General features: G+C 68.4%; 16 protein-coding genes and 1 pseudogene. 10 read left to right on the forward strand and 7 right to left on the reverse strand.

Features of this window, described 5'->3' with window-relative positions; all coding sequences use genetic code 11:
• Positions 1 to 240: hypothetical protein (locus tag EEB19_RS26795; RefSeq protein WP_222929979.1), on the reverse strand; the 240-nt coding region annotated here is incomplete at its 3' end.
• Between EEB19_RS26795 and EEB19_RS26040 the strand changes: the two genes are divergently transcribed.
• Genes EEB19_RS26040 through EEB19_RS26055 form a run of 4 tightly spaced genes read left to right on the forward strand, consistent with a single transcriptional unit; the run spans position 235 to position 3,913 of the window.
• Positions 235 to 1,914, forward strand: a complete 1,680-nt coding sequence (locus EEB19_RS26040) for an LCP family protein (RefSeq protein WP_262365937.1) — start codon at positions 235 to 237, stop codon at positions 1,912 to 1,914. The two genes, EEB19_RS26795 and EEB19_RS26040, sit on opposite strands and share 6 nt — an antisense overlap.
• Entirely contained in the window at positions 1,914 to 2,639 is a 726-nt protein-coding gene (locus EEB19_RS26045) for a TIGR03089 family protein (RefSeq protein ID WP_187590234.1), read from the forward strand. Before EEB19_RS26040 ends, EEB19_RS26045 begins: the two co-directional genes overlap by 1 nt.
• A 58-nt stretch (positions 2,640 to 2,697) precedes the next feature.
• A complete protein-coding gene (locus tag EEB19_RS26050; RefSeq protein ID WP_187590235.1) occupies positions 2,698 to 3,072 on the forward strand; it encodes a nitroreductase family deazaflavin-dependent oxidoreductase in 375 nt (124 codons plus the stop codon).
• Between the two features lie 13 nt (positions 3,073 to 3,085).
• On the forward strand, positions 3,086 to 3,913 hold the full coding sequence (locus EEB19_RS26055; protein ID WP_187590236.1) for a dienelactone hydrolase family protein: 828 nt from the start codon (positions 3,086 to 3,088) through the stop codon (positions 3,911 to 3,913).
• Between the two features lie 130 nt (positions 3,914 to 4,043).
• On the opposite strand, the gene purE is transcribed toward EEB19_RS26055, so the two are convergent.
• On the reverse strand, positions 4,044 to 4,529 hold the full coding sequence (gene purE, locus EEB19_RS26060; RefSeq protein ID WP_262365938.1) for a 5-(carboxyamino)imidazole ribonucleotide mutase: 486 nt from the start codon (positions 4,527 to 4,529) through the stop codon (positions 4,044 to 4,046).
• A 158-nt stretch (positions 4,530 to 4,687) separates the two neighbouring features.
• Positions 4,688 to 5,884, reverse strand: coding sequence for a 5-(carboxyamino)imidazole ribonucleotide synthase (locus EEB19_RS26065; RefSeq protein ID WP_187590247.1), 1,197 nt, complete (start codon positions 5,882 to 5,884; stop codon positions 4,688 to 4,690).
• 99 nt (positions 5,885 to 5,983) lie between these two features.
• Here EEB19_RS26065 and EEB19_RS26070 point away from each other — a divergent pair, with 99 nt between their 5' ends.
• Positions 5,984 to 6,544, forward strand: coding sequence for a GtrA family protein (locus EEB19_RS26070; RefSeq protein WP_187590237.1), 561 nt, complete (start codon positions 5,984 to 5,986; stop codon positions 6,542 to 6,544).
• Here EEB19_RS26070 and EEB19_RS26075 read toward each other — a convergent pair.
• The 3 genes from EEB19_RS26075 to EEB19_RS26085 are packed head-to-tail and all read right to left on the reverse strand — an operon-like array spanning position 6,516 to position 9,099.
• Positions 6,516 to 7,835 (reverse strand): HAMP domain-containing sensor histidine kinase, encoded by a 1,320-nt coding sequence (locus EEB19_RS26075; RefSeq protein ID WP_187590238.1) that lies wholly within the window; start codon positions 7,833 to 7,835, stop codon positions 6,516 to 6,518. The two genes, EEB19_RS26070 and EEB19_RS26075, sit on opposite strands and share 29 nt — an antisense overlap.
• 20 nt (positions 7,836 to 7,855) lie before the next feature.
• On the reverse strand, positions 7,856 to 8,530 hold the full coding sequence (locus tag EEB19_RS26080; protein ID WP_187590239.1) for a response regulator transcription factor: 675 nt from the start codon (positions 8,528 to 8,530) through the stop codon (positions 7,856 to 7,858).
• Positions 8,527 to 9,099, reverse strand: a complete 573-nt coding sequence (locus EEB19_RS26085) for a PH domain-containing protein (protein ID WP_187590240.1) — start codon at positions 9,097 to 9,099, stop codon at positions 8,527 to 8,529. Before EEB19_RS26085 ends, EEB19_RS26080 begins: the two co-directional genes overlap by 4 nt.
• 80 nt (positions 9,100 to 9,179) lie before the next feature.
• Between EEB19_RS26085 and EEB19_RS26090 the strand changes: the two genes are divergently transcribed.
• On the forward strand, positions 9,180 to 9,770 hold the full coding sequence (locus EEB19_RS26090) for a DUF6069 family protein (protein WP_187590241.1): 591 nt from the start codon (positions 9,180 to 9,182) through the stop codon (positions 9,768 to 9,770).
• 10 nt (positions 9,771 to 9,780) lie between these two features.
• Here EEB19_RS26090 and EEB19_RS26095 read toward each other — a convergent pair whose 3' ends face one another.
• A complete protein-coding gene (locus EEB19_RS26095) occupies positions 9,781 to 10,572 on the reverse strand; it encodes a biotin--[acetyl-CoA-carboxylase] ligase (RefSeq protein WP_187590242.1) in 792 nt (263 codons plus the stop codon).
• A gap of 137 nt (positions 10,573 to 10,709) precedes the next feature.
• On the opposite strand from EEB19_RS26095, the gene EEB19_RS26100 reads away from it, so the two are divergent.
• The 4 genes and pseudogenes from EEB19_RS26100 to EEB19_RS26115 form a co-directional block, all read left to right on the forward strand.
• Positions 10,710 to 12,338 (forward strand): acyl-CoA carboxylase subunit beta, encoded by a 1,629-nt coding sequence (locus EEB19_RS26100; protein ID WP_187590243.1) that lies wholly within the window; start codon positions 10,710 to 10,712, stop codon positions 12,336 to 12,338.
• 23 nt (positions 12,339 to 12,361) lie between these two features.
• Entirely contained in the window at positions 12,362 to 12,592 is a 231-nt protein-coding gene (locus tag EEB19_RS26105; RefSeq protein ID WP_187590248.1) for an acyl-CoA carboxylase subunit epsilon, read from the forward strand.
• Complete coding sequence (locus EEB19_RS26110; RefSeq protein ID WP_187590244.1) at positions 12,586 to 13,239, forward strand: nucleoside triphosphate pyrophosphatase; 654 nt, start codon at positions 12,586 to 12,588, stop codon at positions 13,237 to 13,239. Before EEB19_RS26105 ends, EEB19_RS26110 begins: the two co-directional genes overlap by 7 nt.
• Positions 13,236 to 13,909, forward strand: a pseudogene (locus tag EEB19_RS26115) (hypothetical protein); the annotation flags it as partial. The gene EEB19_RS26110 and the pseudogene EEB19_RS26115, both read left to right, overlap by 4 nt.

Genomic DNA, 13,909 nt, shown 5'->3' on the forward strand with positions numbered 1-13,909 from the left:
CCACGTGACCAAGAGGCCCGCGCACAGCAGCCCGGACGGCCCGAGCAGCCACGTCCGCGCCGGGAGGCGGGTCGCGTCCCACAGTCGGGCGGTCGCGCTCAGCAGCCGGGCTGGGCAGAGCCCCCGAGTCGAACGAATCCGGGGCGCCCACAGGAGTCGGGCCGCCCGCAGCAGCCGCGCCGGCGACGCCCCGCAACCGATGCGCCGGACCTCGGGCGACGGTCGTCGGGCGAGATCCACACCGGCGATGGCAGTCCTCGTCGGCGTCGTCGGACCACCCGGAACGACCCCGGAGCCGCAGCGGCCGCACCTCCACGACGCCCGAAGGCGACCGGCCCCGGGGGTCGCCGCGGGCACGCCCGGCCCGCTTCTCCCGATGGCGCGGCGCGCGACACCGCCTCCCCCGACACCGCCTCTCCCGACACCGCGGCGAGGACCACCGGAGCGCCGGCAGGTCGTGCCGGCCGACTCGGGTGGCGGCCCAGGGCCAGCCGCGCCGGGATCGGCCGCGGGTTGATCGCGTTCCTGTCCGTGGCGGTACTGCTGTGCACCGGATATGCCTGGAACAACGTCAAGAACCTGAACTCCAACATCACCCAGCTCGGTGGCCTCGAACTGGGCGGGGCGAACGACGGTGCGGTCGACATACTCCTGGTGGGCACCGACTCACGCACCGATGCCAAGGGAAACCCGTTGTCGCCGCAGGAACTCAAGCTGCTGCGCTCGGGGGACGAGGTGGCCACCAACACCGACACGATCCTGCTGATCCGCATCCCGAACGACGGGTCGTCGGCGACTGCGATCTCCATCCCTCGTGACTCCTATGTCGACGTTCCCGGGATCGGGATGTCGAAGATCAACGCCGCCTACGGAACCACCAAGGAAGGCGTCCGGGAGCGCGAGGTCGAGTCGGGTACCGACGAGAAGCAGGCGGAGAAGGAGGGCACGCAGGCCGGACGTCGCGCGCTCATCGACACCGTCGCCAACCTCACCGGCGTCAAGGTCGACCACTACGCGGAGGTCGGACTGCTCGGGTTCGTGCTGCTGACCAATGCCGTCGGCGGCGTCGACGTCTGCCTGAAGGAACCGGTGCGCGAACCATATTCGGGTGCACGGTTCAAGCAGGGTCAGCAGACCCTCAACGGCCCGAAGGCATTGAGCTTTGTTCGCCAGCGCCACGGACTCCCCCGCGGCGATCTCGACCGGATCACCCGGCAACAGGTCTTCATGGCCTCGCTCACCCAGAAGATGCTGTCCGCCGACCTGCTCGCCGATCCCGGAAAGCTGTCCGAGCTGCAGCGGGCGGTGTCCCGCTCGGTCGTCATCGACGACAACTGGGACGTGATCAAGTTCGCCGAGCAGTTGAAGGACCTCAGCGGCGGTCGGGTGAAGTTCGCGACCATCCCCGTCGTCACCGAACAGGGCTGGAGTGAGGACGGTCAGCAGAGTGTCGTCGAGGTCGACCCCAAGCAGGTCCATTCCTTCACCGACAACCTGTTGAACAGCAAGAAGAATCCGGAGGCGGTCGAACGTGGTGACTACACGGTGGACGTAGTGAACGCCGGGACCATCGACGGTCTCGCGTCCAATGTCGCGAACATCCTGACCAACAAGGGATTCCAGGCCGGCAAGACGGCCAGCGGGAAAGCCGACGACCGGAACTCGGTGGTGTACACCCACTCCGACGACGACGCCGCACGTCAGCTGGCGAAGGATCTCGGTGGCGCCGAGGTGCGGGTCGACTCGTCGCTGCCCGACAAACGGCTGAAGGCGGTGCTCACCAACACCTATGAGGGCCCCGGCTCGATCGTCGACACGGGCGCGCAGGTCGACAACACACCGGCCAGCGAGCGGGTCGGCAACAACCGCCCGCCGATCACGGCCGGCACCGACGGCCCGACGTGCGTGAACTGATGGCCGGCCCCACCGTCACCGCGGTCGTGTTCGACGCCGTCGCCGATTGGTCACAACCGCTCCTGACGTTCTACGACGACGTCTCGGGTGAACGCACCGAGCTGTCGGCGGCGACACTGGGCAATTGGGCGGCCAAATCGGCCAACTTCTTCGTCGACGAGCTCGGCCTCGGTCCGGGCGACGAGGTTCTCATCGATCTTCCGGAACACTGGCAGACGGCGGCGATCATGCTCGGCGCCTGGTGGGCGGGTACACACGTCCTGTTGCCCGGTCGCACCGACAGCGGCCAGGGGATGCTCGGCGCCGCGGTGACGTCGGTCGCGGAGATCGACAGATACGACGATGTCGACGAACTGCTCGTCGCCTCGCTGGATCCGTTCGCGATGGGTGTCCGCGACCTGCCCTTCGGTGTCACGGATTTCGCGAGCGCCGTGCGCGTGCACGGAGATCAGTACACGTCACGTCCAGTGGTCAGCGGACCGGTGCTCGACGAGCTGACCACCGAGGATGTCCTCGCCGCCGCTCAGTCGGCCGCGACGTCCGACGGCATCGGTTCCGGGGCCCGGGTCCTGACGGCACGGCCGTGGCGCACGGCCGATCAGATCACCGCCACCCTGCTCGCCCCGCTGGTCAGCGGGGCATCACTGGTCACCGTGGCCCATCCCGACCCGGATCGGCTCGACGCACGCGCACAGACGGAGCGCGCCGGCGTCGTCCTGCGGTGAGTCGATCCATCACCGCGAGCCCTCCCCAAATCAGGCCCCGTGCGGCATCCTCGTACCCATGAGGATTCCCAAGACCGTCGCGCGTATGAACAAGGTCGTCACCAACCCGATCCAGCGTCAGTGGGCACCGAGACTGGCGCCCTGGGCGATGATCGACCATGTCGGACGAAAATCCGGGAAGCGGTATTCCATCCCGGTCCTGGCCTGGGTCGACGGTGACCAGTTGTCGATCGTCCTCACCTACGGCCGCGAGACCGACTGGGTGCGCAACGTGCAGGCCGCCGGCGAGTTCGGGATCACGCGAAAATCACGGCACAGCAAGGTCGTTCGGCCGCGCATCATCCCGTCCGACTCGCCCGACGTGGCCAAGGGGGCTCGGGTGCCTGCACGATTCTTCGACTCGGTGCTGACCGGGACGATCGTCGACGGCTGAGGCAGGACGACACATGGCAGACGACCCACTCGACGACTTCGATGTCCGCGACGTCACCGTCGGCACCACGACCCGACGGGTGTACTCGCAGGGCAGCGGGCCGGCGGTCATCGTGATCGCCGAGATGCCCGGAATCAGCCCGAAGGTGGCCGATTTCGCGCGCAAGGTCGCAGCACGCGGCCTGACGGCGGTGATGCCGTCGCTCTTCGGCGTCGACGGCCGCGATCCCCACCCGTCCAACCTCGGCCGGATCGGGGCGGCGCAGCACATGGTCGGCACGATCGCCCGGGCGTGCATCAGCCGTGAGTTCACGGTGCTTGCCACCGGCAAGACCTCACCGATCGCCGACTGGCTCCGAGGGCTCGCCGCCGAGGAACACGAACGGTGCGGCGGTCCCGGTGTCGGCGCGGTCGGCATGTGTTTCACGGGCGGATTCGCACTCGCGATGGCCACCGATGACAGACTGCTGGCGCCGGTCCTGTCGCAGCCGTCGCTGCCGTTCGGCATCATCCCGTCACGTAACCGCTCGATCGATCTCAGCGACGCGGACTTCGCACGCGTCCGATCCCGCTGTGCTGCAGGGTTACAGGTGATGGGCATGCGGTTCGAGGGCGACCGGATGTCGCCGGGAAACCGATTCGACTACCTGCGTGAGCAGCTCGGTGACGCCTTCATCGCCGTCGAACTCCCCGACTCGGCCGCCAATCCCGATTCGCTTCTCCCGACGCCTCATTCGGTGTTGACAGAGGACCTGATCGACGAGCCCGGACAACCTACCCACGACACCCGCGAGCAGGTGTTGGACTTCTTCGTGGAGAAGTTGGTGCCGACGGCGGGGTGACGGCGTCGACGGCGCGAGCCACGTTCCGGCGCCGTATACAGGTGCAGTCCTGGACGCCGGGCGCGACAACAGTTGTCGGCGACGGGCTCCAGGACCGCAGTTGTATCGGGCCACCGTTCTGACCCGCGCCCTACTCCTCCCCGAGCAACCGCCGGCGCAACGCCTCATCCTTGTCGAGCACCATCTCTTCCAGGCCACGCTGGAAATCGACCATGCGCGAACGCAATCCGGCGTCCGACGACGCGAGGATGCGCACGGCGAGCAGTCCGGCGTTGCGGGCACCGCCGATGGACACGGTCGCGACCGGGACCCCCGCAGGCATCTGGACGATCGAGAGGAGAGAGTCGAGACCGTCGAGCGTCCGCAGTTGCACCGGGACGCCGATCACCGGCAGCGGCGTCGCCGACGCCACCATGCCGGGGAGGTGCGCCGCACCGCCCGCGCCGGCGATGATGACCGAGATCCCCCGGTCTGCGGCACCCGACGCGTAGTCGAGCATCCGTTGCGGAGTCCGGTGCGCCGACACCACGCCGACCTCGAACGGCACCTCGAACTCGGCGAGGGCCTCCGCGGCGGCTTCCATTGTCGGCCAGTCGGAATCGCTGCCCATGATCAACCCGACGCGCGGCCGGGTCGGCTCGGGCGCAGGCGTCGTCGGCTCCTCCGCGCCGGGCGCGCGCGTCTCCTGCGGGGCGGTCACGTCCGGAGATGTCGCGTCCTGCGTTGCCGCGTCCTCGCGTGCCGCGTCCGGCGAAACGGGGTCGGGTGTGTCGGTCATGAGTGCGGATCCCATCCATCGGTCCATTCGGCGTGCGACATCCAGTGCGCGGCCCGCTCGGCGCGCTCGCGGACCTCGGCAACCGAATCCTTGTCGGTACCAACAATGTTGACGTGACCGATCTTTCGATCGGGACGCTCGCCCTTACCGTACAGATGCACCTTGGCATCGGGCATGCGGGCCATCAGGTGGTGCAGCCGCTCATCCATCGACATCGCCGGTGCCTCGTCGGCGCCGAGGACGTTCGCCATGACCGTGACCGACGACCGGGCCGCGGTGTCGCCGAGCGGGTAGTCCAGGACTGCGCGGAGGTGCTGCTCGAACTGTGAGGTGACCGCACCGTCCATCGTCCAGTGTCCGCTATTGTGCGGGCGCATCGCGAGCTCGTTGACCAGCAGCTCACCGTCGGTGGTCTCGAACAGTTCCATCGCCATCACGCCGACGACGCCGAGTTCCGACGCCAGTCTCAGCGCCATCTGCTGCGCCTGCTCGGCGACGTCGTCCGACAGATCGGGCGCGGGCGCGATGACGACGGCACATTGCCCCTTGCGTTGCACCGTCTCCACCACGGGCCACGCGGCGCCCTGACCGAATGGCGAACGGGCCACCATCGCCGACAACTCCCGCGACATCGCGACCTTCTGCTCGGCGATCAGCCCGACACCGCCACCGTGCTGCGCATCGAACACCGCCAGCGCCTCGTCGCGATCGTCGAGCAGCCAGACACCGCGACCGTCGTAGCCGCCACGAATCGCCTTGAGGACGATCGACCATGCATGCCGCTCGCCGAACTCGATCAACCGTTCACGCGCCTGCTCACGATCATCGGTCAAATCGGCGAAATCCGGCGCGGGCAACCCGAGTTCGGTGACCCGGCCGCGCATCGCGAGTTTGTCCTGGGCGAAGTGCAGGGCCTTCGACGGGGGCCGGACCGTCACCCCGTCCGCCTCCAGCGCCTGCAGGTGCTCCAGCGGCACACCCTCGTGGTCGAACGTCAGCGCGGTGGCGCCCTCCGCGGCACGCCGCAGATCCGCCAACTCGTCGTGCGAGCCGAGCACCACATCGGCGCTGACCTGCGCCGCGGGGTCGGACTCGCCGGCCGCCAGCACCCGGAGGCACTGCCCGAGCGCGATGGCCGCCTGATGGGTCATACGGGCGAGCTGACCACCACCGATCATCGTCACGGTGGGCATGCGAGAAGTCACGCGACACATCGTGGCACGAAGCCGACATCATTCGCATGACCGCCCGGAGAAGTCACGCGTCGATTTTGTTTCGTACACTCGGACCTTGTGCCCTTCATCGACGAGCTGGTCGCTCGACTGCCCGAGCCGGTTCGTCGGCTCCTCATGCAGCACCACGAGCTGATCAAGTTCGGCCTCGTCGGCGGAACCACATTCGTCTTCGACCTGGCCATCTTCTACCTCCTCACCTTCACGGTCCTGGAGTCCAAGCCGGTCGTCGCTCGTGTGATATCCGGGACATTCGCGACGATCCTCAGCTACGTCCTGAACCGCGAATGGGCGTTCAAGAACCGTGGCGGCCGCGAACGTCATCACGAGGCCATGCTGTTCTTCGTGATCAGCGGCATCGGTGTCATACTCGCCGCCGCGCCGCTGTGGGTCGCCAACAACGTCTTCGACCTGCGCAGCAATCTGACGGTGACCGAACTGGTGGTCATCGACTTCGTCCTCGGGTTCCTGATCGGCAATCTGCTGCAGATGGCCTTCCGCTTCTGGGCCCTGCGAAAGTTCGCGTTCCCCGAGGAACTGCTGCGCGGCGGCGATGCCGGCTCGACCGATCTGCATCCCTCCCTCGAGGAGCTCACCGATGAGGAACTCGGTCACGCGTGAGCGTCGGCGGGCTGACATCCGGGTCCGGCCCATGAGACGACGGCGTGACGATCGAGAAGACCGCCGGGCGCCGTGAGGTGAGTTCGAGGCGACCACCGTCTGCCTCGACCAGCGCGCGCGCCAGCGACAAGCCCACGCCGTTGCCCCGACCGGCCGAGAAGCCACGCCGGAAGATCATCCCGACGAGCGCGTCGTCGACCCCTTGCCCCTCGTCGGCAACCGTGATCCGCACCATGTCCGCGGTCGGCAGGTCGTCGACGGCGATCCGGCAGGTGCCGGCACCGTGCTGCAGCGCATTGTCGACGAGGACACTCAGCGCCTCGCGCAGCCGCCCGGGACGCGCACTGACGGCGGTGGTACCGCCGGTGAACGTCGCCGAGATCGACCGCCCCGCCGCAGAGAACGATGTGCGGAAGTCGCCGATGAGCGTGCGCACCATCTCCTCCACGTCGATGTCGTTCGGCGACGCCGGGTCGTTGCGGGACGCGGCGACCATCTCGTCGAGCTCGCGCGAGAGCCGTTCGACCTGCTGCAGGGCGGCCTCCGACTCCGCCACCACCGCGGGGTCGTCGTGCATGGACAGCTCGTCGAGACGCAGCTGGATCGCGGTCAGACGGCTGCGGAGCTGATGCGAGACGTCGCCGACGATCTCGCCTTCGCGTTCGAGACGGAGCGCGATCTCCGAGTTGGCATCCCCCAGCGCCCGTGAGACGCGGTCGAGTTCGCTGATCCCGTACGACTTCCACTCGGAACGGAAGTCGCCCTTGGCCATCGCGGCAGCTCGCTGGGCGAGATCGATGAGCGGGTCGGCGATACGCCCTGCGGTGACCGCCGCGACGATCGTGCCCGCCGCGATCGACGACGCCACCACCAGGGCGACGATGCCGATCGCCGCCAACTGGTCGTTGCGCACCTGATCCATCGGGATCTCCAGCAGGATCGACCCGGCATTGCCCAACCCGATCGCGTCCTTCATCGTCGCGCCCTCGATCGGCTCGCCGACGATGGTGACCGCCTCGACCCCGCCGCCGACCGGATACCGCACCGTCAGTCTGCCGCCCTCGGGCAGCAGCAACTGGAATGCCTCGACATCGAGCCCGCCCGGCGCCACGCTGCCCTCGGTGCCCTCCTGCCGGATCAGCTGATCGGAGATGAGTTTGAGCCGGCTGTCCAGGTTCTGGTGCGCGTTGTCGGAGACCCACCACCATGCGATCACGCTCAGCGGGATCCCCAGCAACAGACCGACCGCCACGATCATGGCGATCATCGTGTTGAGAATCCGACGACGCATCGAGGAGTCCCGGCGCTCGATCAGGGGTCGAACCGAAAGCCGACGCCGCGCACGGTGACGATGTGACGCGGACGGTCGTGCTGGTCATCGCCGATCTTGCGGCGCAGCCAGGAGATGTGCATGTCCAGCGTCTTCGACGACCTCAGGTCGGCCGATCCCCACACCTCGGTGAGGATCTCGTCGCGACTGACGACCTGTCCCGGTCGTTCCATCAGGAAGCGGAGCAGATCGAATTCACGGTTGGCCAGCACGAGGTCCTCGCCGTTCACCAGCACCCGCCGGCCGCGGGTGTCGAGCTGGATGTCGCCACCGTCGAGCACCTCGTCGACGCTCTGTTGCCGACGGAGCAGCGCACGGACGCGGGCCAGGAGCTCGGCCAGACGAAAGGGTTTGCCGACGTAGTCGTCGGCGCCGGCATCGAGCCCGACGACGAAGTCCACCTCGTCGGTGCGCGCGGTCAGCATCAGCACGGCCAGCTGCGGGCGGGCGGTCCGGACACGCCGACACACCTCGAGCCCATCGATCTCGGGCAGACCCAGATCGAGGATCAGCAGTTCGAACCGGCTGTCGAGGGCCTGATCGAGCGCCGCGGAACCGTTCGTCACCACCTCGCAGCCGTATCCCTCGCGGGTCAACGCCCGTGCCAGCGGCTCCGCGATCGCGGCATCGTCCTCGGCCAGCAACACATCGGTCATCGACCCACCCCCTCGTCGCGTCGTCGGTCGTCCAGCGGATCGCCGGTCAGCGACCCCTCGTCGTCGAACTCGTCATGGACGTCGAGAACCTCGTGGTACAGCAGCGCGTGCACCCTCTCCACCTGCGGGATGTCGTCGAAGGACAACGGGTCGTCGGAGGCGGACTCGATGATCAGCGTGCCGGTGCGCAGCAGCCGGTCGATCGGACCGTGCCGGAACTCGACCGTGTTGATCCGGCGGATCGGGATGTCGATGCCCGACCGCGTGACGATGCCGTTGCGGAAGATGACCCGGCGGTCGGTGAGGACGAAGTGCGTCGACTTCCAGGAGACCAACGGGCGGACGAAAAACCAGACGAAACCGATCAGCCACACCACCCCGACGATGATCAGCAGCACCAGACGGGTCGTCGAACCGATCTGCGCACCGGTCACTATCCCCGCCAGCACGCCCGCGACCGCGGTGATGAGGAGGAACAGGATGAACGGTCCGAGCAGGCACTTCCAGTGCGGATGCCGATGCAGGACGATCTCCTCGCCGGGGGCGAGGTTCTCCCGTGGATAGGCCATGGGTGCCAGCTTAAACCGCGGGTGAGCACGTACACTGCGGACTACACCGCTGCAGGTCCGAGCCCGATCAAGGAGAAGCCATGAGCTACCACGATCCCCGTGACCCGCGCGATCCTCGGACCGCGCGCTACGAGCCGGGGTACGAGTCACAGGCCTACAGTCAGTCCGCGCCCTACCACGACCCCACCGAGCAGTACGCCGGCGATCCGCGCTACCGGTCCGAGGCCGCACGCCCGAAGCAGCGCATGGGACCGAACATCAATCCGACGATGTTCGTCGGCGGTGTGGTGATGACCGGGGTCGTGACGGGACTGGCGGCATGGCTGGTCGCCTGGGTGATCCGCGCGATCGTCGAACGCGTCAACGAGGCCGGGAAGTTCGGGGTCTGGAACCCGGTGGCGCGCGACGAGATCTGGTTCGCCGTCGTCGGCTTCCTCTGTGCCCTCGCCGCGGGCGCGCTCTGGTATGTCCTGCAGCTCGTCACGCCGTCGCCGGATCAGTTCTTCCGCTGGATCGTCGGCCTGCTGATCGCCGCCTCGGTCATCGTGCCGCTCGTGCTGTCGGCGGAGATCTCGGTCGGGATCGCCACCGCAGTGCTGCATCTCGTGATCGGCATACCGATCCTGGCACTCGTGCCGGCGATGGGACACAAGAGCATTCAACGCACCTGAGGTGCTCCGCTCAGTCGTCGAGTGCCCGCAGGTGGGTGACGTCGCCCGCCGCGGCGACCACCTCGCGACCATCTGAGTCGATGACGATTCGTCCTGCCGCGTCCACGCCGGTTGCCTTGCCGACGATCTCCCGGTCGCCCGGGAGGACCAGGCGCACCCGCTTCCCGACGGTGTCGCTCCGGGACCGGTAGGTCTCGGCGAGCCGGTCGACGTCGGCGGGCCACAGCCCGAGCAGCGCGGAGAGCTCCCGCAGGAACGCCGCGGCCAACCCTGTCGGGTCGACCGGTCGACCCGTACTGATCTGTAGCGAGGTCGCGGTGGGCACCGGAAGCTGATCGGGGGTCATCGCGGTGTTGATGCCGATCCCGATGACGGCGATCCCGCCCGCGACACCCTGCGTGTACTCCGACAGGATGCCCGCCACCTTCCGGTCGTCGACCAGCACGTCGTTGGGCCACTTCAGTCCGGGTCGCACCCCGACCGTCTCCTCGATCGCCGCCACTGCCGCCAGGCCGGCGATCAACGAGAGCCATCCGAGATGCTCGGTGTCGTCGCCCACCGCCACCGCCGACGACATCGCGAGCTGACTGCCTGCCGGAGCGGCCCATACCCGGGCATGCCGGCCGCGGCCCGCGGTCTGGTCGGTGGTGATGCGCACGATGCCGTCGACATCCTCGGTCGCGGCCCGGGCGACCAGATCGGCGTTCGTCGAACCCGTGGCGTCGACCACCTCGACACCGCGCCAGCGCGTGTCGGCGACGAGATCGGTGAGGGCGGCGGCGTCGGGGGTATCAGCGGTCATGACCCAGACGGTACTGCGTCGGCGACCCCGTTCGGGCCGGCATCGTCGCAGGCCGACCGATCGCTCGGGAACCTGAGGCGAATCTCACGTTGAACCGGTTGACGTGGCTCACACTCGGGTAGTTAGCATCGTTGTTCATGACGACAGCTTCGCGCGAGGATGGCGCTGCTCCTGACATCCACACGACGGCCGGAAAACTCGCCGACCTGCGTAACCGTCTCGAGGAGACGAAGCACCCCGTGGGCGAGGCTGCGGTCGAGCGCATCCACGAGAAGGGCAAGCTCACCGCTCGTGAGCGGATCACCCATCTGCTCGACGAGGGCTCCTTCGTCGAACTCGACGCCCTCGCGCGCCATCGCAGCACCAACTTCGGGCTCGCCGAGCGACGCCCGCTCGGCGACGGTGTGGTGACCGGCTACGGCACCATCGACGGCCGCGAGGTCTGCATCTTCTCCCAGGACGCCACCGTCTTCGGCGGCAGCCTCGGCGAGGTGTACGGCGAGAAGATCGTGAAGGTCATGGACCTCGCGATCAAGACCGGCCGGCCTCTGATCGGCATCAACGACGGTGCCGGCGCACGCATCCAAGAGGGCGTCGTCTCCCTCGGTCTCTACGGCGAGATCTTCCACCGCAACGTCCGCGCCTCCGGTGTGATCCCGCAGATCTCGCTGATCCTCGGCGCCGCGGCCGGCGGACACGTCTACTCCCCCGCGCTCACCGACTTCGTCGTCATGGTCGACCAGACCAGCCAGATGTTCATCACCGGCCCGGACGTCATCAAGACGGTCACCGGCGAGGACGTGACGATGGAGGACCTCGGCGGCGCCCACACGCACATGTCGAAGTCGGGTACCGCGCACTACGTCGCGCAGGACGAAGAGGACGCCCTCGAATACGTCAAGGAACTCCTCGGATACCTGCCGAGCAACAACCGCGCCGAGGCCCCGCGCCTGCCGGTCGATCAGCCCGCCGCGGGCTCCATCGAGGACACCCTGACCGATGAGGACCTCGAGCTCGACACCCTGATCCCCGATTCCCCGAATCAGCCATACGACATGCACGAGGTCATCCGGCGCATCCTCGACGACGACGAGTTCCTCGAGGTGCAGGCCGAGTACGCGACGAACGTTCTCGTCGGCTTCGGCCGCGTCGACGGTCGCAGCGTCGGCATCGTCGCCAACCAACCCACGCAGTTCGCGGGCTGCCTCGACATCAAGGGTTCGGAGAAGGCCGCACGGTTCGTGCGCACCTGCGACGCGTTCAACATCCCGATCGTGACCCTGGTCGACGTGCCCGGATTCCTGCCCGGCACGGATCAGGAGTACAACGGCATCATCCGCCGCGGCGCCAAGCTCCTCTACGCCTACGGCGAGGCCACGGTCGGCAAGATCACCATCATCACGCGCAAGGCTTACGGCGGTGCCTACGACGTCATGGGTTCCAAGCACATGGGCGCCGACGTCAACCTCGCGTGGCCGACGGCCCAGATCGCCGTGATGGGTGCTTCCGGCGCAGTCGGATTCGTCTACCGCGGCAAGCTGAAGGAAGCCGCCGCCAATGGTGAGGATGTGGACGCACTGCGCCTCGAACTGCAGCAGGAGTACGAGGACACCCTCGTCAACCCCTATGTCGCTGCCGAGCGCGGCTACGTGGACGCGGTCATCCCGCCGAGCCACACGCGCGGCCAGGTCGCGACCGCGCTGCGGTTGCTCGAGCGCAAGATGGTGACGCTCCCGCCGAAGAAGCATGGGAACATCCCCCTGTGAGCGCAGCGGAGACGGACAGCACCGTGCCCAGTGACACCGCCCCGGCCGCCGGCGCGGCCCCGTTCCTGCGGATCGTGCGCGGCAACCCCACCGACGAGGAGGTGGCTGCGCTCGTCACCGTCGTGGCGGCCGCCGCGTCGTCGGCCGGTGGGGGCCCTGCCGACACCGGTCCGCGCAACGACTGGGGACGTCCCGAGGACCGGCTGCGGCCGGCCTGGGGCGCGCCCACCAGTTTCACCAACCTGAGGTGGTGACCTCGACCTCGGTGGTTCTCGGGTCCGCGTCACCCGCCCGGCTGCGCGTGCTGCGTGGCGCCGGACTCGATCCCCGGGTGATCGTCTCCGACGTCGACGAGGATGCGATCCTCGCCGGCCTCGGATCGGCCCCGCCTGCCGAGGTGGTCGTCCGTCTTGCGGAGGCGAAGGCCGAGGCCGTGGTCGCGGCCGTCCTCGACGGCGACGATCCTGCCGACGGCACCTCATCGCGTGACCTCGTGGTGCTGACTTGCGATTCGATGCTGCTGTTCGATGGGACACTCACCGGCAAACCGCATACTCCCGATGTCGCCCGCGAGCAGTGGCGACGGATGCGCGGGAGGTCGGCCGAGTTGTTGACCGGCCATGCGGTCTCCCACATCGTCGACGGCCACGTGTCGAGGCGGGCCACTGCGGCCGCGTCCACCACCATCCGGTTCGCCGACGTGTCCGACGCCGCGATCGACGCCTACGTCGCGACGCGCGAGCCGCTGTCGGTGGCCGGGGCGTTCACGCTCGACGGTCTCGGCGGATGGTTCGTCGAGGGCATCGACGGAGACCCGTCGTCGGTGCTCGGAATCGGTCTGCCGACGGTCCGTCGCCTACTCGGGGACGTCGGCGTGGACGTCACGACGCTCTGGACGTGACCCGCCCGAGTGCCGACCGCCTCACACCCGACGACGATCTGTTCGTCCGGATGGAACACGCGTTGGGCCTGCCCGTGGTCAACCAGTGCGTCTGGCACCTCGGTCGCGACGTCGAGCCCGCCGCGCTCGCCATCCTTGTCCGCCGACTTCGCCGCGGCCGTCTGAGCAGGCTGGTCCGGCGCAGTCCGATGCCGACGCGCGACCGCTGGGTTCACACCCCTGCCGCCGGGCGCTACTCGTTCTGCACCGACGTCATCTCCGCCGACGACACCCTCGCATGGATGCAGGGATGTGCGGAGTTGCCGCTCGACTCGGTCCGTGGCCCGTCGTGGCGGATGCACGCGGCACGTGCCGCCGACGGCGGTCTCCTGGTGTCCCTCACGGTCGCCCACGTCGTCGGCGATGGCGGCGCCATCCTCACGGCGGTCGACGAGGCCGTCCGTGACGACATCCCCGCGTCACCCGCACGCCCGACGCCGTCGGTCGCGGCCCGGGTCGTCGACGACATGCGGGACTCGGCGTCGCTCCTGCGCGATGCCTCGGCAGCCGCCGTGCGAACCGCCCGGGCGGGACGAGACGCGATGCCCGGCCCGCGCACGTCGTCCACCTCAACCCGGTCGACGAAGACGGCGGCTCCCGACCCCGACACCGCCGCCGCCCCGTTCACCGC

Source organism: Gordonia sp. OPL2 (assembly GCF_003797825.1).
Lineage (GTDB): Bacteria > Actinomycetota > Actinomycetes > Mycobacteriales > Mycobacteriaceae > Gordonia.